Origin of the sequence: Kosakonia oryzendophytica (assembly GCF_027886705.1) — a bacterium.
Taxonomy (GTDB): domain Bacteria; phylum Pseudomonadota; class Gammaproteobacteria; order Enterobacterales; family Enterobacteriaceae; genus Kosakonia; species Kosakonia oryzendophytica.
In genome coordinates, this window is sequence record NZ_CP115659.1 from 1,462,814 (window position 1) to 1,486,878 (window position 24,065).

Annotated in this window: 25 protein-coding genes and 1 pseudogene; 13 read left to right on the forward strand and 13 right to left on the reverse strand. The window is 50.2% G+C overall.

Annotation, left to right across the window (positions count from 1 at the left end):
• The first annotated feature begins 8 nt into the window (after positions 1 to 8).
• Both O9K67_RS07160 and O9K67_RS07165 read left to right on the forward strand, forming a co-directional pair.
• Entirely contained in the window at positions 9 to 674 is a 666-nt protein-coding gene (locus O9K67_RS07160; protein ID WP_061493810.1) for an amino acid ABC transporter permease, read from the forward strand.
• Positions 667 to 1,428, forward strand: a complete 762-nt coding sequence (locus tag O9K67_RS07165; RefSeq protein ID WP_061493811.1) for an amino acid ABC transporter ATP-binding protein — start codon at positions 667 to 669, stop codon at positions 1,426 to 1,428. Before O9K67_RS07160 ends, O9K67_RS07165 begins: the two co-directional genes overlap by 8 nt.
• Before the next feature lie 71 nt (positions 1,429 to 1,499).
• On the opposite strand, the gene add is transcribed toward O9K67_RS07165, so the two are convergent.
• The 4 genes from add to O9K67_RS07185 all read right to left on the reverse strand — a co-directional run bounded on the left by add (position 1,500) and on the right by O9K67_RS07185 (position 4,866).
• Entirely contained in the window at positions 1,500 to 2,519 is a 1,020-nt protein-coding gene (gene add / locus O9K67_RS07170; protein ID WP_061493812.1) for an adenosine deaminase, read from the reverse strand.
• Positions 2,520 to 2,588: 69 nt separating this feature from the next.
• Positions 2,589 to 2,753: a XapX domain-containing protein gene (locus O9K67_RS07175; protein ID WP_271044647.1), complete on the reverse strand. Its 165-nt coding sequence runs from the start codon at positions 2,751 to 2,753 to the stop codon at positions 2,589 to 2,591.
• Positions 2,754 to 2,755: 2 nt separating this feature from the next.
• Positions 2,756 to 4,084 (reverse strand): MFS transporter, encoded by a 1,329-nt coding sequence (locus tag O9K67_RS07180; protein WP_061493814.1) that lies wholly within the window; start codon positions 4,082 to 4,084, stop codon positions 2,756 to 2,758.
• A 59-nt stretch (positions 4,085 to 4,143) separates the two neighbouring features.
• Entirely contained in the window at positions 4,144 to 4,866 is a 723-nt protein-coding gene (locus O9K67_RS07185; RefSeq protein ID WP_061493815.1) for an oligogalacturonate-specific porin KdgM family protein, read from the reverse strand.
• A gap of 454 nt (positions 4,867 to 5,320) precedes the next feature.
• On the opposite strand from O9K67_RS07185, the gene O9K67_RS07190 reads away from it, so the two are divergent.
• The 7 genes from O9K67_RS07190 to ushA are packed head-to-tail and all read left to right on the forward strand — an operon-like array spanning position 5,321 to position 11,883.
• Positions 5,321 to 6,085 carry a GntR family transcriptional regulator gene (locus O9K67_RS07190; protein ID WP_061493816.1) on the forward strand — a complete coding sequence of 255 codons (765 nt, stop codon included), beginning with the start codon at positions 5,321 to 5,323 and terminating at the stop codon, positions 6,083 to 6,085.
• Positions 6,086 to 6,096: 11 nt separating this feature from the next.
• On the forward strand, positions 6,097 to 7,152 hold the full coding sequence (locus O9K67_RS07195; RefSeq protein WP_061493817.1) for an ADP-ribosylglycohydrolase family protein: 1,056 nt from the start codon (positions 6,097 to 6,099) through the stop codon (positions 7,150 to 7,152).
• A gap of 18 nt (positions 7,153 to 7,170) precedes the next feature.
• Positions 7,171 to 8,226 (forward strand): SIS domain-containing protein, encoded by a 1,056-nt coding sequence (locus tag O9K67_RS07200; RefSeq protein WP_061493818.1) that lies wholly within the window; start codon positions 7,171 to 7,173, stop codon positions 8,224 to 8,226.
• Between the two features lie 5 nt (positions 8,227 to 8,231).
• Positions 8,232 to 9,146, forward strand: coding sequence for a carbohydrate kinase family protein (locus O9K67_RS07205; protein WP_061493819.1), 915 nt, complete (start codon positions 8,232 to 8,234; stop codon positions 9,144 to 9,146).
• 15 nt (positions 9,147 to 9,161) lie between these two features.
• Positions 9,162 to 10,295 carry an esterase-like activity of phytase family protein gene (locus O9K67_RS07210; RefSeq protein WP_071889912.1) on the forward strand — a complete coding sequence of 378 codons (1,134 nt, stop codon included), beginning with the start codon at positions 9,162 to 9,164 and terminating at the stop codon, positions 10,293 to 10,295.
• A 26-nt stretch (positions 10,296 to 10,321) separates the two neighbouring features.
• Entirely contained in the window at positions 10,322 to 10,507 is a 186-nt protein-coding gene (locus tag O9K67_RS07215; RefSeq protein WP_148654695.1) for a hypothetical protein, read from the forward strand.
• The gene (gene ushA / locus O9K67_RS07220; protein ID WP_271044648.1) at positions 10,504 to 11,883 is read left to right on the forward strand and encodes a bifunctional UDP-sugar hydrolase/5'-nucleotidase UshA; all 1,380 of its coding nucleotides are present in this window, start codon (positions 10,504 to 10,506) and stop codon (positions 11,881 to 11,883) included. Before O9K67_RS07215 ends, ushA begins: the two co-directional genes overlap by 4 nt.
• A gap of 69 nt (positions 11,884 to 11,952) precedes the next feature.
• Here the strand turns inward: ushA and O9K67_RS07225 are convergent, their stop codons facing one another.
• The 6 genes and pseudogenes from O9K67_RS07225 to O9K67_RS07250 all read right to left on the reverse strand — a co-directional run bounded on the left by O9K67_RS07225 (position 11,953) and on the right by O9K67_RS07250 (position 17,907).
• A complete protein-coding gene (locus O9K67_RS07225) occupies positions 11,953 to 13,254 on the reverse strand; it encodes an ADP-ribosyltransferase domain-containing protein (RefSeq protein ID WP_061493820.1) in 1,302 nt (433 codons plus the stop codon).
• A gap of 289 nt (positions 13,255 to 13,543) precedes the next feature.
• Positions 13,544 to 14,287 (reverse strand): GGDEF domain-containing protein, encoded by a 744-nt coding sequence (locus O9K67_RS07230; protein WP_061493821.1) that lies wholly within the window; start codon positions 14,285 to 14,287, stop codon positions 13,544 to 13,546.
• Entirely contained in the window at positions 14,281 to 14,697 is a 417-nt protein-coding gene (locus O9K67_RS07235; protein WP_061493822.1) for a DUF1987 domain-containing protein, read from the reverse strand. Before O9K67_RS07235 ends, O9K67_RS07230 begins: the two co-directional genes overlap by 7 nt.
• Positions 14,690 to 15,271, reverse strand: coding sequence for a SiaB family protein kinase (locus O9K67_RS07240; RefSeq protein WP_061493823.1), 582 nt, complete (start codon positions 15,269 to 15,271; stop codon positions 14,690 to 14,692). The genes O9K67_RS07235 and O9K67_RS07240 overlap by 8 nt, the downstream gene beginning before the upstream one ends.
• A gap of 9 nt (positions 15,272 to 15,280) precedes the next feature.
• The gene (locus O9K67_RS07245) at positions 15,281 to 16,489 is read right to left on the reverse strand and encodes a SpoIIE family protein phosphatase (protein ID WP_061493824.1); all 1,209 of its coding nucleotides are present in this window, start codon (positions 16,487 to 16,489) and stop codon (positions 15,281 to 15,283) included.
• Between the two features lie 300 nt (positions 16,490 to 16,789).
• A pseudogene (locus tag O9K67_RS07250) lies at positions 16,790 to 17,907 on the reverse strand (malate/lactate/ureidoglycolate dehydrogenase).
• A gap of 131 nt (positions 17,908 to 18,038) precedes the next feature.
• Between O9K67_RS07250 and O9K67_RS07255 the strand changes: the two are divergent.
• The 4 genes from O9K67_RS07255 to O9K67_RS07270 all read left to right on the forward strand — a co-directional run bounded on the left by O9K67_RS07255 (position 18,039) and on the right by O9K67_RS07270 (position 21,310).
• Entirely contained in the window at positions 18,039 to 19,046 is a 1,008-nt protein-coding gene (locus tag O9K67_RS07255) for an ABC transporter substrate-binding protein (RefSeq protein ID WP_061493825.1), read from the forward strand.
• Between the two features lie 21 nt (positions 19,047 to 19,067).
• On the forward strand, positions 19,068 to 19,910 hold the full coding sequence (locus O9K67_RS07260) for an ABC transporter ATP-binding protein (protein ID WP_061493826.1): 843 nt from the start codon (positions 19,068 to 19,070) through the stop codon (positions 19,908 to 19,910).
• On the forward strand, positions 19,882 to 20,748 hold the full coding sequence (locus O9K67_RS07265; RefSeq protein ID WP_061493827.1) for an ABC transporter permease: 867 nt from the start codon (positions 19,882 to 19,884) through the stop codon (positions 20,746 to 20,748). Before O9K67_RS07260 ends, O9K67_RS07265 begins: the two co-directional genes overlap by 29 nt.
• 175 nt (positions 20,749 to 20,923) lie before the next feature.
• Positions 20,924 to 21,310: a hypothetical protein gene (locus tag O9K67_RS07270; protein ID WP_061493828.1), complete on the forward strand. Its 387-nt coding sequence runs from the start codon at positions 20,924 to 20,926 to the stop codon at positions 21,308 to 21,310.
• Here the strand turns inward: O9K67_RS07270 and O9K67_RS07275 are convergent.
• The 3 genes from O9K67_RS07275 to O9K67_RS07285 form a co-directional block, all read right to left on the reverse strand.
• Complete coding sequence (locus O9K67_RS07275; protein ID WP_061493829.1) at positions 21,304 to 22,137, reverse strand: ABC transporter permease; 834 nt, start codon at positions 22,135 to 22,137, stop codon at positions 21,304 to 21,306. The genes O9K67_RS07270 and O9K67_RS07275 overlap by 7 nt on opposite strands.
• Positions 22,138 to 22,145: 8 nt before the next feature.
• Entirely contained in the window at positions 22,146 to 22,982 is an 837-nt protein-coding gene (locus O9K67_RS07280; RefSeq protein ID WP_061493830.1) for an ATP-binding cassette domain-containing protein, read from the reverse strand.
• A 103-nt stretch (positions 22,983 to 23,085) separates the two neighbouring features.
• Positions 23,086 to 24,015, reverse strand: a complete 930-nt coding sequence (locus tag O9K67_RS07285; protein WP_061493831.1) for a LysR substrate-binding domain-containing protein — start codon at positions 24,013 to 24,015, stop codon at positions 23,086 to 23,088.
• Between the last annotated feature and the right edge of the window lie 50 nt (positions 24,016 to 24,065).

Sequence of the window (24,065 nt, forward strand, 5' to 3'; positions counted from 1 at the left end):
GAGGAGTTATGAATCAGTGGGGAATTATCTGGGCAGCGCGGGAAAGCTTTTTTAATGGCCTGCTATCAACACTTGAACTGTTTATTATTGCCGCCGTTGTGGGGTTATTGATTGGCGTATTACTGTGTTACGTCATGGAATATCAAAACCGCTTTATTAATCGCCTGATTATCGCTTTTGTCAGCCTGATGCGCGCCGTGCCTTTTTTGATTCTGGCCTATTTGCTTTATTACGGTTTGCCGCAACTGGGGATCAGTATGGAGGCCTGGACGGCGGGACTCTTATCACTGGTGATTTATCATGGCGCTTATTTCTTCGAAATATTGCGTAGCCAGCGGCGGATCTTCTCCGCAGGCTATATTGAAGCCGCGGTATCGCAGGGGTTCTCGCGTTATAAAATATTCCGACGCATTGTATTGCCAAATATTTTTTCCTCTGCGCTGCCGCTGATGGGAAACCAGCTGATTATTTGCCTGAAAGACACAGCATTTCTGTGCATTATTACCGTGCAGGAGATCACCGCCGCCGCGAATAGTGTGCAGTCGACTTACTTTATTCCGTTTAACGCCTTTATTGTCGCCATTGCGCTGTACTGGGGGATCAGCATTCTGCTGGAGTTGCTGATTAAGCGGTTAAGTCATTACGGAGCGAAAAGAGGAATGACCCATGCCTGAAGCAAGCGCGGTTAGCATTAAAAACCTGTCCAAGCAGTTTGATAACATCGAAGTGCTGCGGGATATCAACCTGACGGTGGAAAAAGGCACGGTGGTCAGCATCCTCGGGTCGTCCGGTTCCGGTAAATCGACGCTGTTGCGCTGCATGAACTGGCTGGAACAACCGGATCGCGGGGAAGTGCGCATCAGCGGTCAGCGCATCGGGGTGGACGAAAAAACCGGCAAAGCGATGTCGCACAAAGATCTCTCCCACATTCGTGAACGGGTGGGGATGGTGTTCCAGAGCTTTAACCTGTGGCCGCATTTAACGGTGTTGCAAAATGTCACCGAAGCGCTGGTGCACGTCAAGGGAATGAAGCGCGCGATGGCGAACGAAATTGCGCACCGGCAACTGGAAAAGGTTGGCATGAGTCATAAAGAAGCGGTCTACCCGATAACGCTTTCCGGCGGTCAGAAGCAGCGCGTGGCGATTGCCCGCTCGCTGGCCATGTCGCCAGAGGTGATCCTGTTTGATGAACCCACTTCAGCGCTCGATCCGGAGCTGGTTAATGAAGTGCTGGGCGTGATGAAGGATCTGGCCGCGGAAGGCTACACCATGGTGGTGGTCACGCATGAAATGGATTTTGCCCGCCAGGTCTCTGATGAGGTGGTATTTCTGGAGAAAGGCCTGTTGATTGAAAAAGCCCCGCCGGAAAAATTTTTCACTGCTCCGGACTCAGATAGGGTACGCAAGTTTTTACAGTCCAGCCGCTAAGGTAATGTTCAGGATGGCGCAGCCCGTTGACCTCCAATGAGAGTCGTAACGGGCTGCTGTCGTCAGCAAGCTCAGTGAAGCGAGCGTTCTCCGTTTTGCAATTTACGCATAATGAATTTTATCCGCTCCCCTTCGCTTATAAAGGCGGCATTTAACCCATTACGCTGTAATTGAGAGATATGTTCTTTTGTCAGACCCACATCGTTGACCGCGCGTTCATATTCTGAACGGAGGGTGACACCTTCGACAAAAGGATCATCTGTATTAAGTGTGGCAATAATGCCGTAATCAAGGAACGTTTTCACCGGGTGGTTAGCGAGATCGTTAACGGCATTGGTTTGCAGATTTGATGTCAGGCAACATTCAACAGCAATGCCCCAATTCGCCATATACTCCAGCAACCAGGGATCGTTAACTGCCTGCACGCCATGGCCGATCCGTTCGGCTCCCAGCAGTTTGATGGCATCCCGTATGCTTTCGGGACCGGCTGCTTCTCCGGCATGTACCGTCACCCGGAAGCCTTTATCCCGGGCTTTGGTAAAATGTTCGGTGAATAAGCGACAGGGAAAGTTACGTTCATCTCCTGCCAAATCCACACCGCTAATGTCGTCTCTGTAAGTCAGCAGGGCGTTCAGTTCCGCCATACAGCTATCCACTCCCCAGGTGCGGCTTAAGATACCGATAAGGTTGATACCCACGGAAAATTCGGCCATGCCCTCACGTACGCCATCAATGACGGATTGCACCACGCCTTCCAGCGGTAAATTAAACGCTTTTGCCATATAGTAGGGGGAAAAACGCAGTTCCGCGTAGTCAAGACCTTCAGCAAAAGCGCTATAAACATTTTGCCTGGCGATAAAATGGCAGGCTTCCAGCGACCCTAACACACTGACGCCAATATCGAGTTTCGCCAAAAAGGAGAGCAGGTCGGGTTGATTATCCGTCACCTGTACATAAGGGCGAAGTTCTTCAGGATCGAAGGTGGGTAAATCCACACCATATTTTTGAGCCAGCATAATGATCGTATTGATGTCGATATTGCCATCAAGATGCCGGTGCAGATCCACTAAGGGGAATTTTTTTAGCAACATCTGAACGCCTTTTTAGAATTATCGTATGCAACAAAAGTGGCAGATTTAACACTGCCACCTCCGGGAAAACTAACGTAAAAATGTCATGACATAATTGCCCATATGACCACCAAGATAGACACCAACGACACCCATGACGCCGGGTAAATACGGTGGTGCCGGGATCGGTAATTTAATCAGCGTAAAAATAGCCCCCACAATGATACCGGCAATGGTGGCCAGTAAAGCATCCATGATTACTCCTTAACTAACTGTTCACGAATTGTTTGGTAATAGTCATCATCAATAATGAATTTCCGCATAAGTAATGCGACCACTAAATGAAATACCCCTGGGATAATTGTCATCATTAAAGAAATAGCGGCCAGGGAAGAGTCCGGTTGTGTTTCACCTGGTGTGTAGCTTGCGTAACTCAGAATATAACCCACCAGACCACCAGCCACACCCATTCCCAGTTTTTGGAAGAATAAGATCCCGCCAAATGCCAGCCCTGATACACGTTCTTTATTTTTAACCTCACCGTAATCTACAGCTTCAGCAATCGAAGCCCAATATACCGGTAGTTGCATATCGGCCAGGAAGGTAATAATAAAGTAGAAGATGAACGCCAGGATAACGGCGTCTCTGCCGACGGCCATAAACATGATAACGCTAAAGACGAACGTCGCAATTTGTGAAAGCCTGAACATGGTGAGCTTGTTCATTCGTTTTGCTGCGAAATTCGCGCCGAACATAGAAAGCACAGAAGCAATGACACCGGTGGTCAGGAACCAGGGAATTAGCGCATCACCACCATTCAGGTAATACTTGGCGTAATAGGCGGCAACCGCACTGCGCACGGAGCCTCCTAGCATAATCACCAGAATAACAACGCCAAGAATCATCCACTGATCATTTTTCAGCAGTGAGCGAAGTTGTTGGAAAAAAGGGATGCGACTTGGCGTATGAATGATTCTTTCTTTGATGGTGAAGAAACAGTAAAGACATAACAATGCGCCAAGTGCTCCCATTGCTCCCATTGCGATTTGGTATCCGTTTGCCAGGTTCCCCTGTCCCAGTTTTACCGCCGCCACTGGCACAATAATTGAGACGAGGAACATCCCGATTTTGGTCATCACAAATCGGTACGTATTGGCGCTCAGACGTTCCCGACTGTCATCGGTAATGACGCCAATGACCGAGATGTACGGAATCGCAATAAACGTATAAGCAAGCGTGAGCAGAATGTAGGTGGCATAGGCCCAGATCAATTTTCCGAGATAGCTGAAATCCGGAGTAATAAACATTAACAGGATCGTTATGCCGAACGGAATGGCGAAAATCAGGAGATAAGGTCGGTAACGACCCCACCGGCTTTGCGTTTTATCGGTAATGATGCCAATCATCGGGTCGATAATCGCGTCCAGAATTCTCACTGCCAGTAACAGCAGCCCAACGTCTGCTGCTTTTAGCTGAAAAATATCCGTATAGAAATAGGCAACAATCAATTGCATGGACATCATGACAATTGAAATTGCCATATCACCGGCACCAAACCCAATTTTTTCTTGAATGGTTAGTTTCATGAAAACCTCGGTGGTAATGCAGTGGGTACATCAGTACCCACGTTTCAGGTTGGTTTGCTTCAGAATGAGTAAGTTACGCCGGTACGGTAGAGCGCCTGACGGTTACTGGAGGTTTTGTCCGGACCTTTTTCATCAGCAATACTGAAGTAAGGGAACCAGGAACCCCACTGATAACCAATACGGGCGGTTACACGGTAGTTTTTGTTGCCGTTATTCCAGGTCAGATACTCGTTATCGTTGTAGGTAACATTCAATTGGTACTGGAAATTAGTGCCTTCCGGACGATAATCCAGCCACCAGTCATAACGGATATTATTGCGATCGGTGTTACCGTAAGAGCGGGATTTAGCCGTCGCTTTATCCATGTCATAGCGGAAACGGAATGATGTACGCCATACTTTGCTAAAGTTATAACCCGCTGTTACGCCATACTCGTAGGTGCTCCAGTATTCGCTGGAATCCAGCCAGAACATAGGTTCGAGCCAGAATTTTTTATCTTCTAATGGGTTAAATCGATACATCACAGAAAAACCGTGACCGTTGTTATTAAATTGTGATGGATCCCAGGTATTTTTAGCACCTTCTTTTGAGTTATAACGCAGCTCGCCAATCATGCCGAAGCCATTTTTGAAAAACATCCCCATCTGCACGCGGTCATTATAGTTATGGGACTTGCCATAATATTCATTCTGCCAGTTGATATAGCCATGTGGAGCTTCCGCATGCACCAGAGGAGCCATCAGTACGATAGATGATAATAAATAGATGTTTTTCATGTTCATAATAAATATCCTGTTTTATGCTGTGATGTCTGAAAGAAAAATATTGCGCAATGCAGTGCTTATTTCAGACAAAACAAATCCTTCAAAAAATGTTGTCATCATTTTTTGTCTTTACTTTGGAGACGAGTGATAGACATTCTCAATATACTTTTCTGTATTTTCTCCTTGGCCACTGATTTTATTGTCGGTTATCTAAAAATACTTACTGGGTGACGACTGACTTTATTTCTGATTCCAAGCTAACAAACATCTGGTGTAGACCAAAGAGGCAATTGATGAATTTGTGAACACGATCATGTTATCAACTTGACATGCTAGTGATATTTGTATATCCATTTGAATTTAAAGGAATGTAAGGAATTAAGTGTGATATTGATTACACTTTTTAACTCCATAGATTGTTACTATTTCATTCAGGTAGTATTCATTGGTGTAGACCAGAAAGGTAAAAAAAATGAAAAACGAAAAGCAGACCGAAAATCTCAGCGCAGATGGACAAAGTAAATACAAGAAAATCATAGACATAATGATAGAAAAGATTGTTTCGGGGCAGTGGGCGGCTGAGTATGTCATCCCCTCCGAACGCGAATTGGCAGAAGTGTTTGGCGTAAACAGGATTACCGTTCGTAAAGCCATCGCGCATTTGAAGCAGCGTGGTTATTTGCACAGCGCGGCGAAACAAGGGAACTATGTTTTGCCTCCACGCAGTCATGATTCGCATCTGCTTTATAGCTTTAGCGACGATATTAAGCGTAACGGTGGATGTCCTGGGCAGGCAGTACTTGAGTTTGGCCATGTTCCTGTCAGCGAAGTCATAAGGACAAACCTGCAAATGCCGCTTTCAACACAAACCGTGTTGAAAATTAAAAGAATACGTTTTTCGGATACCACCCCAATGGGGATACAGACGTCTTATCTCAAGCTCAAACCCGGTCAGGAAATTGAGCAGAAAGAGCTGGAAGAAAGGGGGTCTCTCTATCATTTACTGGAAGAGAAATACGGTATCGAAATGGTAGAGGCGTATGAGTCGATCGGCGCCCGATTACCGTCAGTAGCCGAACGGCAGCATCTGGAGATAGGGAGCAACGAAGTGGTGCTCACCTCTTCACGCATTACCTACGCCAGTGACAGAAAGCCCATTGAATATGTAGAAATGATTTATCCGACCAGTCGTTACGTTTACCAGTTGAAGGTGAGTAAGGACACATTTGAATATTAAAGGAGCATTTAATGCGTCAGAACGGGCAAAATTATGAGCAAAAGGTCTTAGGAGCACTGGCTTGTGCGGGTATGGGAGATGCGCTTGGCGCGGCGACAGAACTGTACAGCATCGATGAGATAATCCAACACTATCAGGGGTTTATTTCTGATTTTCAGACACCGCCGGAGGACACTTTTGCCGGTTCTCTGGGCGGTGTGTCGGGATTGATTACCGATGACGCCAGCCAAATGTACGTTTTTGCTGAAGGGTTAATTAAAACAGGAAAAGCAAACTTTGACACTCAGGCCTGGACCGAATGTCTGTTGCGTTGGGCTTCTATGGAGCCCTATGCAAACTATAAAGGTCCCACAACTGAACAGGTTGTTAAGGCGTTAAAAGAAGGAAAACCCACTAACACCATCGGAAGGATTGGCACATCATCGCGGCAGGCACCTAACGTAGGGACAACGAACGGTGCAGCAATGCGCGTTGCCCCGGCGGGATTGGTTTGGCCGGGTCAGCCAGAGAAAGCGTGTGAGCTGGCGTTTGCTACCTGCCTGCCTTCTCACGATACCAATATTGCTATTGCCAGCGCTTGCGCAATTGCGTCAGGTGTATCCAGCGCAATGATGGCAAATGCGACAGTGGATAGCATTCTTGCCAGTGCACTCCATGGTGCTGAGTATGGCGAACAGCTGGCAGCAGAACGCGCCAGAGTGGTTGCCGGGCCAAAAATTGGAAAACGTCTACAGCTTGCATTGGACATCGCGCAAAGCAACAGTCAGTTGGAACCTTTCTTGCGCGAACTGGAAGGTTTTGTCGGTAACTCGGTCAATGCTCATGAGTCCGTTCCTTCTGCGATTGCCATCTTTGCGTTCTGTCAGGGGGATCCGTGGCAGACGATCCACGCGGCAGCAAACGCAGGAAATGATACGGACAGTATTGCAACAATGGCAGGCGCGATGGCCGGAGCCTATAAAGGCTTTTCTGCTCTTCCGCCCGATAAATATCAATTTTTCTATCAGGTAAATAAAAAAGATTTTGATGTGGAACGTATTGCCAGAGAATTAAGCACCCTCTGTTAATTAAGAGGAGTCATCGGAATGAAAACCAGCGAAACGCAGGACGCGGCATCTGCAATTATGCCGCTGACTGCCACACGAGAAGAAGTATCAGCAATTGCACGCTATATTAAACATTGCGATATTAAGATTATTGAAGAAGGTGCTGTTGCGTGTATTAATGCGGGAAAAATCCGTCAGGTATTGTTAATCGGTTCCGGTGACTCCTATGCTCTGGCATTGCTGTATGCTGCACTTATTAACAGAATAACATCGCTGCCTGCTCGTGCTCTTCAGTCATATGAATTTGTCAGCGAACACACCGAATATCTTGATGATTCGTGGTTGGTGGTTGTATTAAGTGCCAGTGGTCGGGCATCGCCTGTTGTCGATGCCTTGATAAAAGCACAACATACAAATGCACAGGTTGTTGGTATCACTAATAATAGTGACAGCCTGTTTGCGACTCAGGTGAAAAAATTGTTGGTAACGCAGGCAACAAAGAAAGGCATGCCCACGCAAAGCACGCTGGCAATGGCGATTTTTCTTGAGGCGATTATCTGCATATTACAACCGGAATATGATAAACAATACTGGCCGCAATTTCGTAAGTTCTGCTTTTATGCGAAATACCTTCCTGATATTGCGCGACTTTCAGGAAGTGACCAGATGTTATCGCATCTGTTTACGAAACGGGTCACTCTCTTAGGTAGTGGAGGGAACCTCGGCCTGGCAACGATGCTGTCTAACCTGTTGTGGTGTGGCCCGCAAGTGGCCAGCCAGGCACTGGCGCTTGAAGAGTATGAACATGCTTTACGTCTGAACCAGGCCGGGGCACAAGATCTGGTCATTATATTTAACTGTACCGGTAGCCCTGGTGTGCTTGCCTGGCATATAAAGCAGCAGTTAATAAAAAAGAATGCCACAGTGTTACATGTGGATAATCAATTACTCAGTTATATATTTAGTGGTCATTACACCGCTTTTTCCAGCCACGAGGATTGCCATTTTTACGCAATGCTTGCCATATTCAGTTTTATTATCTCTGCAACAGAGAAGTATCTGTCATGCGGAGGTGAAAGGATTTCGCAGGAGTAAATTAAATGAAAACGTTTGATGTTGTTGCGGTGGGAAGTGGAACCGTAGATCTTATCTTTCGTGTACCTCGTTTGCCCGGAAATGACGATAAAGTCATTGGAAAAAAAGTTGCGGAACTTATCGGTGGTACGGTCGCAAACTCCGCATGTGTAATGGGAAAACTGGGATTGCGTGTTACGTCATTATCTACCGCGGGTGATGATTACTATGCACAAGCGATTATTGATGATTTTCATAGAAATGGTGTGGATACACGCTTTATTTTACGTAAGCCTGGTGTGGCTGCAAATATGGCCATTATTTTTCTCGATGATTCAGGTGAAAAGGCTCTGGTGTATGCGCCGAATGATGAAACGGAAACGTGTATGGTTCAGGCTCCGCAGGCAATCGACTGTAGTCGACTGGTTTATATGATGCCAGGGCAGCTCGATAAATTCCGTACGCTGGCAAGGTATGCCAGGGAGAAGAACACAAAAGTTGTTATAGATGTTGAATCACATATTAAAAACAGTCAGCAGAATATTAAGGAGATGCTGTCGCTAAGTGATGTCGCTATTTTTAACAAAGAAGGATTTCGTACCAGCCTGCAACAGGAACCGGATGCCGAAGTTTTGCGCCGCCTTGTGGAAGAACACGATCTGGATGCCCTTGTTGTAACCTGTGGCGGAGAAGGGGTTATCGCCTGCGATCGCAAAGGTGTCGCCACCCATCCGGGATATAACGTATCCGTTATCGATACCACCGGTGCGGGAGATACCTTCAATGGTGCCTTTATTTATTGTTACCTCAACAATCGGGAACTTAATGACGCATTAAGTTTTGCCAGCGCTGCGGCAGCAATCAATATTTCGCATGTTGGTGCCCGTGGGAAATTGTCCACGGTAGATGATGTCAATAAATTCAAAGAGCAATATCAATAACTTTTGGGGGCAATTATGAAAAAAGTATTATTAGCTAAATATATCGCGTTGACCGTCGGCATGTCTGCGCTGTCTGTTTCAGCTACCGGAGCTGAACTGACTTTTTTAAATGAATATTCTATTCCGACTGCAACAAGTTTTCAGAATGTGAAATTTGGCGGACTGTCCGCAATGGCTTACGATCCGGCCAAAGGCGTCTATTATGCCATTACTGATGCCCGAAATACGCCTGCCGAAGGAATGGCGCGTTTTTATACCCTTAACATTAAAACCAACAGCAAAGGCATCCAACGTGTTGATATCCAGAATATGCAACAGCTTACCGATGCTGATGGGAAATCATTCAAGGAACAGGAAGTTGATGGTGAAGGTTTTGCGCTGACACCTGATAAAAAAAGCGTGCTCTGGACATCTGAACTGGGTAGCCCACTCAGGCTCTCTTCCCTGGATGGCAAGTTGAAGAAGGATTTCGCAGATAAAATCCCCGTTTCCTATAACGCCGGTGGTGATCTGAAAAAAGCACCGGAAGGGCTACGCAACGGCGCGACCTTTGAAGGGGCCAGCGTCACGCCTGATGGTAAATTCCTCTTCGTGGCAGCGGAAAGTGCATTGAAGCAGGATGGTGGCATCAGCACCACCGTGAGCTCTTCACCGGTACGTATTCTTAAATTTGCGCTGCAACCTGATGGCAATGTCGGGGAACTGGTAGGAGAATATATTTATAATGTCGATCCTATCCCGCGCATAACGAAATATGGTGTCAGTGATAATGGCCTGTCTGAAATTCTTGCTCTTGGTAACGATAAATTACTGATCACAGAGCGAGCAGGGCGTAATGCCAGTGAAGGGTTTAATGATTTTGATTTCAATATCCGAACTTATATTTCCGATCTTTCCCAGGCTACAAATATTATCGGTAAAAAAAGTCTTGCAGATGTTGAGAAGAAAAATTTGCTTCAACCCGTCAGTAAAAAGTTATTGATTGATTTCGACGATTACACCAAAGCACCGGACTGCATTGAGGCGGTAACGTTCGGCCCGCAGATCAACGGGAAAAAGTCTTTAATTTTTGTCTCGGATAACAATTTCCAACCTTATCAAGCCACAAAGTTTTTTATGTTTGTCGATGATAAAGGTGTGCTGAACTAATAGTGCAGCAGACAGCAGGAGGCAACATGTTATTTTTTCGCTATCTGTTCATTTTATTTGCTCTCCCTTTTTTGCTGATTCAGACAGGGTACGCCAGCCAGCAATCCAGGGATGAGACAGTATTCCTCACGGTGTTGCATACCAACGATCATCATGGGCCTATTGGCAAGACAAGGAGGGAAATAACGGACTGGTTAACCGGTTTGCAATGATTGAGCGTATTCGCAATGAAGTCGCTGCGCAGGGAGGTGCGGTGTTGTTGCTGGATGCCGGTGATGTCAATACCGGTACGCCGGAATCGGATCTTCTCCTTGCCGAGCCTGATTTTAAGGCCATGGCGAAGATGGGGTACGATGCGATGACGGTGGGCAATCATGAATTTGATAACACACATGATATTCTTCAGCGTCAGCAAGGCTGGGCAGGGTTTTCTTTTCTTTCTGCCAATATTTATAACAACAAGACGTCGCATCGTGCTTTTACACCTTATGCATTTTTTGAGAAGAAAGGGCTGAAAATCGGTGTGCTGGGTTTGACCAGCGTGGATACCAGGATCGTTGGCAGTAAGGCGATTCTGGCAAATCTCGATTTCCGACCCCATGTCAGTGAAGCGCGTAAAGTCTTAGCGGAAATGGCAAAAGAGAAACCCGATGTGGTTATTGCGCTCACACATCTTGGGTATTATTACGATGGCAAGCACGGCTCCAGCGCGCCGGGTGATGTAGAACTGGCGCGCGAACTGCCCCCCGGCAGCGTGGACATGATCATTGGCGGGCATACCCATACCGCCGTCTGCGTTGGCGACAAAGCACTGGATGCTGATTGGCGTAAACATGCTGACTGCAAGCCCGATCGCCAGAATGGGATCTGGATAATGCAGGCGCTCGACAGCGGACGTTACCTTGGGCGGGCCGATTTTATCTGGCAAAAAGGTCAGCTTACGTTAAAACGTTATCAGTTGCTGCCTGTCGTCGCCTCGACAGAAGCGGAGACGCCAGCGGTGCAAGCGCTATATACGCTGTTGCAGGGATATAAAAAACATATCGATACCCAGTTAAGCGTGCCGATTGGCATGTTCAGGCAAACATTTGAAGGCGATCGCGATGTGGTTCGCTCACAGCAAACCAATATGGGGCAACTGATTATTGCCGCGCAGATGGATAAAACCCAGGCGGACTTCGGCGTTATCAGCAGCGGGAGTATTCGTAGTTCTATCAGTGCGGGGCCCGTCACTTACCGCGATGTGTTGAAAGTCCAGCCGTTTGGCAACTCGGTAACTTATGTTGCACTGACCGGTAAGGAAATTATCGACTATCTCAATGTTGTCGCATTTAAGACTGCGGGCTCGGGGGCTTATGCTCAATTCCACAACATCGCGTTTGACCGGGATAATGGCAAAGTGGCTCACGTCACGATAAGCGGTAAGCCACTGGAAATGGATAAAACTTACCGTATGAGCCTTCCCAGTTATAATGCCACAGGAGGGGATGGCTACCCGGAACTCAATCAACACAGCGGTTACGTTAATACGGGATACATTGATGCCGAAGTGCTGAAATCTTATATCGCAAGGAAATACCCGTTATAAGTCCTGACGCATAACGGAATAAAGCCAACGGCCACCGGAAGTTGCGGTGGCCGTTTTATCGGTTCTGTATTATTTGGTCCGTTGCGGGATCATATGTTTTGGCCTTTCTAATACAACGTTACCAAAACGATAATCCCTGATGACCGCGTCAGGATCGTTCCAGATCTCTTCATCCACTTCTTCCAGGTCAATCTCAAGACCAAATTCACCTTTTTGCACGTGTTTAACCTGAAAAACGGTATAGGCAGGGTAAAGGACTTCTGCCTGTTTTATGTGGGTCAGTTGGGTGATATTTCGACCGCTGGTTCCCACCACATTTAAAATCGCCGTGTCGGAGTGAAAACCTGATCCAAAACGCTGACGCATAATGAATTCGGCAGCAACGCCTTTGGCTGCGCTGGTGGAAAAAAAGGTTCTTGTTGTGACGTAATCGCCTGGCTTCCATGCTCTGCGTTTGCCATCTTTCCCGGTTGTCACGGTCATACTTCGGGTGACCGGAACGCCGGACGTTTCATAGGTAAATCCCTTTTCGATAAACGCACCGCGGTAGGTTTTCCCTTTGTGAGAGGGCAGTCGGGATAAGGCGTTAATCAGTTCAACCCCCTGGCCCATGTGATAACCCTGTGCTTTCTCTTGTGCATTCAGATCCCTGAACCCTAATGTTATCGTATGGAAAGGGAGTGACTCTTTACTGTAAAGGTTGATGATATCGCGCTCAGCCTGGGTCAATTTTCTGACTGCACCGCTGGCAACGGAGGAGGAATGCAATCTTTCATGGTATTTCCGGGCTAACTCGCTAACGGAGTTTGCGAACGGATTAACACGTTGATCGCTTAAGATTTTATTGCCTTCGCTTTTTTGATCGTTACTCCAGAATTGCCGTTTTTTAAAAGCCTTGTTATACACCGGATCGCTGCCAGAGCGGAGATTGTGTTGATGGAGGCGATTCTTTTCAATTTGTGACCTCAACATCGACGATATCGGCCATGGCTCAATACCAACATCATCGACGAAGGCATCCGGATGCTCCTTGATATAGCGGAGCAATTTTTTCGCGCCGACATCCGTGGCATTCACATAACGCTGCAATGTCAAAGGCCCTACCGCTTGTCGAATGGCGAGGGCCAGATCGGAAGGTTCAATTCTTGAGGTTGAAGGTGCTTTCTTTATTTTTTCCCGTGTTGTTGTATCTTCCTGCGCCCGTAAAGACTCCAGGTACAGATAGAGAATTTCACCGCGTGAAAGGATATTTTTAAAACGTTTGTGCAGGTCGGGAAGGGATTCCGTCAGTAATGAAGATGTCAGCGTGATATCGCCATGAGGCGTAAGTGCACGGTTAATTTTCGCCAGAATGGTTTCGATATTGAACATGATTCTGCCCCTTTTAATGGCTATATAAGCAGCATGGTTTCTCCCTTAATCTGTGCCAGAGGCTGGGGTAAAAAATCAGAATTCTCACGACTATTTACACGCCTTACGTTCCCTGTCGTCTATCCCTGTGACGCTATAGCAATCTCGTAACGGCCGTCCGTAGCGCGTACGGCAGTATTCATTCTGGAGAGGTGAGGGTGTGTGATATCTGCCGCATTGCTCAGGCGCTTTATCATCCTGACACGATTGATATTTCAGTATTGCATCACTGCTAACCGCCGCGCGGCGGTTAGCAGGCTTTCGCCGGCTGGCGGAAAAAATCCTCATGCAGCGCTACCTGATTGCGCCCGCGTTTTTTAGCCGTGTACAGCGCTGTGTCTGCTGCGCTGTAGAGCGTTTCGAAGTCGCTCTCTTTCGCGCCGAGACTGACGCCAAAACTGGCCGTCACCCACTGCTGGGGCAGCACCTCCAGCGGTGAGGCATTGAGCGAGGCATGAATATAGCTGGCGATAATCATCGCCTCTTCAATGCGCGCTTCAGGCAGCACAATGGTGAACTCTTCGCCGCCCACGCGACCAATCGCTGCGCTTTGCGGCACGGCGCGGCGCACGCGCGACACCAGTGAGCAGATCACCCGGTCGCCCATCGGGTGACCGTACTCGTCGTTAATGCGTTTGAAATGGTCAATATCCAGCAGGATCAGCGCAACGCTGCCGGTAGTCAGCCCCTGATTGATCTGGTTGATGATCGCGCTACGGTTGAACACCGCCGTCAGCGGATCGTGCGTCGCTTCATACTCCAGACGCGCCGCCAGTTGCTGAAGTTGCTCGTTCATGCGGTTTAGCTCACGCTCCGCGCGGTCGCTGCGGGAAATCAGACGATACGATTCGCGGATCAGACGCTGATAGTGTTTCGCGACGCCCCACAGCTTCTCACGGCAGGCATCGGCAGAGAGCTGACGATCGGCGGCGGCCAGCCTGGCATCTTCGAGAACGGAATACTCCTCCCGGAACAGCTCATTGATATCTAGCATGCGTTGATGTCCGGAATAAGAAACACCGCCAGCGAAGGGAAGTCGACACGCAACTCCTGACCAAACTCTTCGGAGATATCGTCTTCGGCGTCGTAGTACCAGTGCAGTTCGCAGGGGACGTCCTGTTTTGCGTGATCGTTCAGGCTTTCAAACAGGGTGAACAGCAGCTTGGTACTGGAACTGTTGAAATAGCGCAATGCGACGTGCAACTGCACCGGCGTTGATGTTTGCGGCCGGGTTTGCAGCCAGCTTTCCGTTGCGTCCAGTAGCGGGCGGAAGAACGCAGCCGCGTTTTCCGGGTAGGCTTCACCTTTAAGCAGCAGTCGCTGCGCGGCAAAATCGAACTTCACCTCTGGCGTGGCAGCGGTGGCGGTCAGTTCAATCGGGGGCGTCAGTGTCGTATCAGTCATGGCAAAAGGTTGCCTTTAAGTGAAAGGCGGAGAGGTTGCCTGCCGCCAGTGGATGAATGCGATATTCCAGCGGTGCGCTGGTATCCCGCGCCATGGTCAGCAAACCGATGTTCGCGCCTTTGCTGGTCGTCGGCGCTTCTGCACGCAGCCCTTGCTTCCAGGCATCGCGAATTTCCGCCTGCGTCATCGTACGCAGGACTTCAAGGTTGGTTTGCAACAGGGAAGAGGCTTCTGGCCCCACGAGGTTTGCGGTTTCGAGGTAATAATGGGAGGTGTCCATATGGAAACAGACAGAACCAAAACGCAGCTCATCCTGACCGGTGCACAAAAACCGCTCATCTGAGGAGTAACGCACAATGTTTTGCCCCATTTCGATAAACACCGAGAACAGTTTACGGCGCGTAACGGCGGAAGATTCGTGCTTATCCAGCCATGTGCGAATGACGTTGCCCAGCGAAACGATATGCTGCTGAGAAAAATAACCCGTATAAAACAGCTCAACGGCATTTTGCCGTTGCAGAGTAAAAAGGGGTAACAGGACGGCTTCTTTGCCCTGCAGGTCATTTATTTGCATACTTTTTGTCTACCAGCGAAAACCAAACCATGTCATGTCGTCACGGGATGCCTGTTGCCCTTGCCAGCTTTTCAACGCCTGAAGCAGGGCATCGGAAAGGGCAGACATGGGCAGTGAGCGGTTCTGTACTAACAGTGACTGAATACGTTTCTTACCAAACATAATGTCGCGCGGGCCGCCGGGCTGGTCCGTCGCGCCATCAGAAACAATCAAAAAAGTATCGCCCCGTTGCAACGGTGCCTGATAACGCTGCCACTGGTAGCCCACTGGCGTATCGGTATAACCGATGCCTTTGCGACAGCTGTCCAGCACAATGGCATTGTCGGCATGTGCGCCGAGCATAAAGGCGTGCATACGGGCGCTGGCCCAGCTTACCTGGGCGTGATGGGTATCGACATACAGAGCAATAGCGTCGCAACCGTCATTGGACTGGCTGCGATCGGACGAAGGGTGTACCTGGCTTAATGTCTGTTTAATGTGCTGATTGATCAGGCTGAGCAGGTGTTCTGGCGCATCGGGCCGGGCGATGGTCAGCGCTTTTTCCAGCGCCGAAGAGAAAATGAACGTCATAAAGGCACCGGGAACACCGTGGCCGGTACAGTCCGCCAGCACCATTAGCCAGCCATTTTCACTGCGCTGAAACGCGTAAATGTCCCCGCCAACACAGTCGCGCGGGTGCCAGTATAAACACCACTCTTCCAGTGTTTGTTCAATGGTGTTGCGTGAACGGCTCAGCATCGATTCCTGAATAATGCGCGCATAATCAAGGCTTTGCATAATTTGCAAATGCTGTTTGGCTTGCAAATCCGATACGGTGCGAATCAGGTCGATGCCCAGACCAATACCGATGTACTGCCCCTGCTGGGTGAGAATAAAGCCCTCCGTCACCGCTTTATCACCGGTTTCGATGACCCGTTCCGACAGGTATTCCAGACCCGCATCGGCATCAACGATCAGCGGGCTTTTATCCATAAAGGCGATGCAGCTTTTCTGATCGTAAAGTTCATGGAAAAAGGGGCGGCTCATCTGTGACAAAAAAATATGGCGGTTAATCATGCCAATAGGGCGATTGTTCTCCAGCACCGGCAGGCCAATCAACGCAGTATGTTCGTTAAACAGCGACATCACCTGCGCATTGTTGTTGTCTGGTGTTACGTGCGGTACGGTGAGGCGCAAAATACCGGCGTTAAGCTGTCGGGATGAAAGCGGAATATCCATGTTCTGACAGAACCTGTAATGAGAATATTCTTAGGTTAAGTCGGTTTTGTGACGGTTTGATTTCAGGTAAGTAAGCCGATGAATAACGGGAGATTATGGCTCCTTAAGCCAAATCTCAGTCGGATGCGCGGTAACAGAGCGGGAAAGGCAAAAAAAAGCCCGCACTTGTCAGGCGGGCAAAAATACTGGAAGCAATGTGAGCAATGTCGTACCGAATACCTGAGCGTTTGACTCAACTATTCGGTAATGAGAAAGATAATCTTTATCATCTTAACAATCAACCCCGCATTAAGTACGGGATCACGCACGTAATGTCTCCAGCGCCATAAACTCACGCCAGCTCACCCCGTCAATGTGAATGCCTTCTTGCTGACGACGGGCATAAGCGCGCCGTTCCGGCTCTCCCGGAATCTGCACATCGCGGCCTTGCTGGTCGTTACGCACCCAGTCCACCTGCGCCAGAAGTTCCTGTTGATAGTGCTCGCCTGCGCCCAAACGTTGTGGGTCAAACAGAATCGACAACATGTTGTTGATAATGCCCTCGCGGGGCGGAATGTGATGGCTTTCGGTTTCACCGCCGGTCAACGCGGCGCCGAGCAGGCTGCAAACCAGCGACAGTCCTGCACCTTTATGACCGCCAAAGGGCAACAGTGCGCCACGGGGTTCGGTCATTAATACACCGGGATCGGTGGTGGGCTGTCCGTTAGCGTCTACCGCGCAGCCTTCAGGAATTTGCCGACCTTCATTCCAGGCCACACGGGCTTTATTCCCGGCGATGGCGCTGGTGGCGAAATCCAGCACCACCGGCGGGCGGTTGTGTAACGGTATGCCGACGCAGAAGGGATTGGTGCCAAGCCGGGGCGCAGCCCCTCGAACGGCAATACCGCCGCAGGGGCGGCGACGTTGGCAAAGTGGATCGATACCAGCCCGGCGTCGGCGACCTGCTCCGCCCATGCGCCAATTCGCCCAAGATGGTGTGAGTTCGCCAGACCGACAATCGCCACGCCAAATTGCCGGACGCGCTCGATGCCGGCGGTCATCGCCTGTTCACCCAGCAACTGACCAAACCCGTGCCCGCCTTCAAAGGAGAGGATTGGTCCGGCGTCACGCACGATTTTCAGTTCAGCATTGGCGTTAAGATCGCCTGCCAGAATCGCGCGGATATAGCGGGGCAGCAACGTCACACCATGGGAATCGTGGCCTTTTAACGAGGCTTCCACCAGGTTATCCGCAACTTTTTGCGCAATCTCGGGTGCGGTATTCACCCGCACCAGATGCTGTTTCAACAATACGCGTAAATGTTGATGTGAAAATAGAGGCATAATCCCTGTACTCATAGAGGATAATAAAGAGGTGTTTTCGACTATAACGACGATATATTTGTTACATAACCATGAAAAATAACTATCCTTTGCCATTTATTGAATAATGCCGCGAGGGAAAAGCTATTTTTAATTTTCAACTAAGCATTGCTGATTAAATCATTTCCTTTTGCTTTCCCACCAGCCAATCATTTTCTGCTGATAACAACGATATTCTGGGGACAGGCATGAACACATTAAACAGGACGCTTGCCGGGGCGCTGGCACTTTTTACATTATGCGGCGTGAGCCATTCGGTATTTGCCGAAGGGAAAATCAGCATTGCGCAGCAGTTTGGTATTGGCTATTTAATTCTTGATGTAGTGCGCGACCAGCACCTGATCGAAAAAGAGGGGAAAAAAGCGGGGCTGGATATCACCGTCGACTGGCGCACAATATCCGGTGCCACCGGCATGAATGAAGCCTTGCTCTCTGGTGCGTTAGATGTTGCGTCAGCTGGCGTGCCGCCGCTGCTTACGCTCTGGGACCGCACGAAAGGGAAGCAAAATATCAAAGCCATCGCCTCGTTGGGCTCAATGCCCAACTATTTATTGAGTAATAATCCGGCGGTAAAAAGCATTAAAGATTTGACCGATAAGGACCGAATTGCGGTACCGGCTGCTGGCGTCGGTTTTCAGTCGCGAACCTTACAGATTGAAACCGCTAAATTATATGGCAACGATGATTTTAAGCGTTTTGATAACATTAGCGTTAGCCTTCCGCATCCGGATGCCAGTGCGGCATTAATTGCCGGCGGGTCGGAAATTACCACCCATTTCTCCAGCCCGCCGTTTCAGTATCAGGCACTGGAACATGATAATGTGCATAAAATTCTCAGCTCCTATGATGTCTTAGGCGGGCAAGCGACATTTAATGTGCTTTATACCACCGAGAAATTCCACGACGAGAATCCAAAAACCTATCAGGCTTTTTATCGCGCACTGAGTGAAGCGGCGAAAATCATTAATGCCGACAAAAACGCAGCAGCGGAAACCTATATTCGCGTCGAAAAATCCCGTCTGCCGTTACCGCTGGTGCAGAAAATTGTTAACGATCCCGAGATAAGCTTCACCGTCTCCCCGGAACGTACCGGCGTGTATGCCGAAAAACTCCATGAATTGGGCGTACTGAAAAACAGAGCCAGTTCATGGAAAGACTATTTCTTTAACGAGGCGTGGGAAAAACCAGGCAGTTAAGCGGCAACCCAGGAGACACCGATGACAATGCATCCGAGTGACGGCCCCTTGTTGCAGGTCAGCAACGTGAACATTGAATACCGCACGCGCGAGCGCCAGGTGCGCGCCACCCACGATGTCAGTTTTGATGTCTGGCCGGGCGATCGCTTTATCTTGCTTGGGCCGTCAGGTTGCGGGAAGTCGAGTCTGCTGAAGGCCGCTGGCGGTTTCCTCACGCCACGCAGTGGGCAACTTTCGCTGGCCGGTTCGGTCATCACGTCCCCTGGCCCGGAACGGATGATGGTGTTTCAGGAGTTCGATCAGCTGCCGCCGTGGAAGACGGTACTGGAAAATGTGATGTTTCCGCTGCTGGCAAGTCGCAAAGCCAGCCGGGCGGAAGCCAAAGAGACCGCGTTGCATTTTCTGCATAAAGTGGGGCTGGCGGAGTTTGCTGATGTAATGCCGCACATGCTTTCCGGCGGTATGAAACAGCGTGTCGCCATTGCCCGCGCGCTGGCGATGAAACCGCGCATGCTGTTAATGGATGAGCCTTTCGCGGCGCTGGATGCGCTCACCCGACGCACCATGCAGGAAGAGCTGCTGGCGCTGTGGGAAGAGGAGCGTTTTACGCTGCTGTTTGTCACCCACTCAATTGAAGAGGCGCTGGTGGTCGGAAGCCGCATCCTGGTGCTTTCCCCGCACCCAGGCAGGGTCAGAGCGGAGATCAATTGCCATCAGTTTGGCCTGAATGATTTCGGCAGCGAGGCGTTCCAGCACGCCGCGCGTCATATCCACGATCTGTTGTTCCCGACAAACGGGGCCAGCCCATCCCCTTCATCTGGTGAGGAAACCGCGTATGTCGCAGCCACCGTACATCCGTCCTGAATTCGAACGCGAATTACCGCCACTGCGTAATGTGCCGGTCGAGACGCCGTTACCGCTGAGTCAGCGCGTGTGGAATCAGGCATGGTTACGTAAATCACTGATCGTGTTGCTGGTGCTGGCGTTGTGGGAGGTGGCGGCGCGGGTGCAGCAAAATGACCTGATGCTGCCCGGCGTACTGCAAACCTGGCATGCGTTCAGTGACGATATGCGCAATGGTGAATTGCCCGCCAAAATCATCAATTCGTTGAGTACTTTATTGAAAGGTTATCTGATTGGTAGCCTGCTGGCGCTGCTTGCCAGCGCGCTGGCGGTCACCACGCAATTTGGTCGTGACCTGCTCAGTACACTCACTGCGATGCTTAACCCGCTGCCAGCCATTGCTCTGCTGCCGCTGGCGCTGTTGTGGTTCGGGTTAGGCAATGTGAGCCTGATTTTTGTGCTGGTGCATTCGGTGATGTGGCCGATTGCGCTGAATACCTGGTCCGGTTTTAGCGGCGTGCCGGAAACACTGCGTATGGCCGGGCGCAATTATGGACTGAGCGGGCCGCGTTATGTGGTCACTATTCTTATCCCGGCGTCGTTGCCCGCCATTCTCGCCGGGCTGAAAATTGGCTGGGCATTTGCCTGGCGTACGCTGATTGCAGCAGAACTGGTGTTCGGCGCATCCAGTGGGGAAGGTGGTCTGGGCTGGTATATTTTCCAGAATCGCAATGAGCTGTTTACCGATCGCGTGTTCGCCGGACTGGTCACGGTAATTGCCATCGGTTTACTGGTGGAAGGCGTGGTGTTTGCCAGCCTGGAAAAAGTGACCATCAAACGCTGGGGAATGCATCGCTAGTACCCGCCTTATACTCACATCTATTGCTGATTGCCCGGTGGCGCTATGCTTACCGGGCCAGCTATGCGTAACGTCTTAGCCGCCATTTGGCAAAAAACAGACTTTTGCGATGATGCTTTTGCCCGCTTTAGCCAGTACTATCCGGAGTGCGGTGAAAACAGACAATGAGCGCATAATGACGATTATCTGGTGTGTGGTTCCGATATTACTGCTGTTTTTTGGGAAGGCGTGGAGCTCATCGAAGATCCGCGAATATTACAGCCGTTCCCAACGGGCGTTGCAGGCCACTGTTGCCAGGGAAATGGATGAGCAGCAACCCTCCTGGATCACGGACGTTTCCCGACGTGCCGAATTCACCGCCGGGCTGTGCGAACTCAGTCTTAAAAAAGGGGTACCGGACTGGTTTCTGGAAAGCATTGCCGGTAATGAAGAGGGGATGCACTTTCTTACCCGCCATGCTGCGCTGATGGAGAGCTTTGGCGCGCCGTTTCGCGATCAAATACAGGCTGCCGCCGAACTGGTCGACGGCGCCTGGCAACGTTCACAATCACGGAGTTATTGACCGGCAGGTCGCCGGGCGAAACTGGCGGATAAACGATCTAACAGAATCGCCATCAGCACCACCACCAAACCACTCTGCAGCCCCAGCCCCATCTCCAGTTGTTGAATACTGCTGAGAATGTCGTTACCCAGTCCTCCTGCACCGACCATGGAGGCAATAATCACCATCGACATGGCCATCATAATGGTCTGGTTCACCCCTGCCATAATGGCGGGCTGCGCCGCAGGAAGTTGTACCTTCCACAGCAATTGCCACGGTGTGCAACCAAACGCGATACCGGCTTCCATACGCGCCGGATTCACCTGACGAATCCCCAAATCCGTCAAGCGCACTACCGGCGGCATAGAGAACAGAATGGTGGCGAAGATCCCCGGTGGCCGCCCGAGGCCAAACAGGATCGTCGCCGGGATCAGATAGACAAATGCGGGCATGGTCTGCATAAAATCGAGTAGTGTCCGCACCACGCTACCCACGGCGGCGCGACGTGCGCTCCAGATCCCCAGCGGAATACCCAACAACAGGCTGAAGAAGGTTGAAGAGAGAGTGAGCGCCAGCGTGATGGCAGCATGTTCGCTGTAACCGCTGTAAATGATGTACAGCGTGGCAAGCAGGGCAAACAGCGCGAACCCCTTACCGATGCGCCAGCCGCCAATCACCACCGCAAGTATCACCAATCCCCAAGGGGAGAGGCTGTTAATCAGTAGCTCAAGGCTGCTGGCAAACAGATCGATACCGGCGGCAATGCCGTCAAACAACCCCCCAGCATTTGCCAGCAAGGCGTGAATAGCACTGTCGATCTGCCGACTGAAATCGAGTGGGTAAGCCATGATATTCCTTAACGCGTCGTCCAGATATCGGCGTAGTTTTCCGCCATTTGCCAGCGGGAGACATCCACACCGGAGAAGAAACGGCGCACATACGGTGTGGCAGGGGCATTGATCAACATTTCCGGTTTACCCACCTGCACCAGCTTGCCTTTTTCCATTATCGCGATGCGCGAACCCAGACGCAGTGCCTCTTCCATGTCATGGGTCACAAACACGATGGTGCGCTGCGATTCGGCCTGCAACATCAGCAGCAGCGACTGCATCTCACGGCGGATAATGGGATCCAGCGCGGAAAAAGCCTCATCCATCAGCAAGACCGAAGGGTTCACCACCAGCGCACGCGCCAGTCCCACGCGTTGTTGCATACCGCCGGAAAGCTGGTGTGGGTAGTGGTCTGCCACGTTGCCGAGCCCGACTTTTTCCAGCATCGCCTGCGCCCGGCTTTCCCGTGCTTCGCGGGGCACACCGGCCACTTCCAGACCGAAGGCAACGTTATCCAGCACCGTGCGTTCGTCGAACAAGGCGAAAGACTGGAACACCATCCCCATGTGCTCGCGACGCAGAGCAATTAACGCCTTATCTGACAAACTGGCGAGTGTGCGACCTTGAAAGATCACGTCGCCGGAACTGGCCGGAATTAGGTGGTTTAACGTGCGCAGCAGCGTGGATTTTCCCGAACCGGATAATCCCACAATGACAAAGATTTCACCGGCAAATATGTGCAGATTAATATCTTGCAATGCGGTTACGGTGGCGCTTTTTTCCCGGCGGGGGAAAAAGCTCTTTCCGCCTGAGGAATAATACTGCTTGGTAATTGAGCGTAATTCAAATAGCGGCTGTGGCATAATGTTTACTTTATTTCAGGAGTGCTAATACACACTAGCGTAAAAGAATCTGGGGGAGAATTAATTTTCACTTTCCCGATATGCTTTTTACGCATTAGCTTATTTATATTACGCTAATGGGCGTTGCCTGCTCATGAAAACCCCAGGCCTCATCTAATAACCACGCTTTTATTTTTTCCTGCTGAACCGATGCCGGTTTATTGCTGGCGGAAATAAGATAATAACCGCGCTCAGTACGCACCTGCGGGCCACACTGGACCAGTTGCTGGTTCTGGATAAATGGCGTAATCAGCGGTTGCCAGCCCAGCGCGATGCCCTGGCCTTCGAGTGCCGCCTGGATCACCAGCGAATAGGCATTAAAGGTGCGCGATGCGCTGTGGCTCTGGCCATAAATCTGCTGCTGGTGAAACCAGTCCTCCCAGGTTATCCAGCGTTGTGGATGGGTCTCCGGCAGTTTTAATAACGGGTGCGACAGCAAGGCTTCCGCCCGGTTGTGCTGACCCAGTGCCTGTTTAATCTCCTGATTGCACACCGGAAAAACCACCTCCGGGAACAGGCGCTGTGTCTGGGTTGCTGGCCAGTTTCCCTGACCAAAATAGATGGCCAGATCCGCATTGCTGTCGCGAAAGTTGTAGTCATTCGGCGAGGTGGTGACCTGTACCTCCACGCCGGGGATCAGTGCCTGCAGACGCTCCATCCGTGGCAGCAACCAGTAACTGGCAAAACCCATATCGGTGTCGATACGCAGCACATTGCGCTTGCGGCGGGTACGCTCCAGTTGCTCGCTGATATCGTTCAAACTGCTGCGGACAATCAGGTACAGACTGTGGCCTGCTTCGGTTAACTGTACGCCGCGGTGCCGCCTCTCAAATAATGGCGCATTGAGCCGGTTTTCCAGCGCCTGAATACGCTGACTGACTGCAGGCTGGGAAAGTCCAAGCTCATTTCCGGCAGCGGTAAAATTGCCTAAGCGCGCCGCCGCTTCAAATACCACTAATGCCTGTAAAGGCGGAAGTTGTAATTTGTCTGCCATAAATCCACCTTATTTCATGATAAATAAATAACCCCTTCACAGGGCTAAAT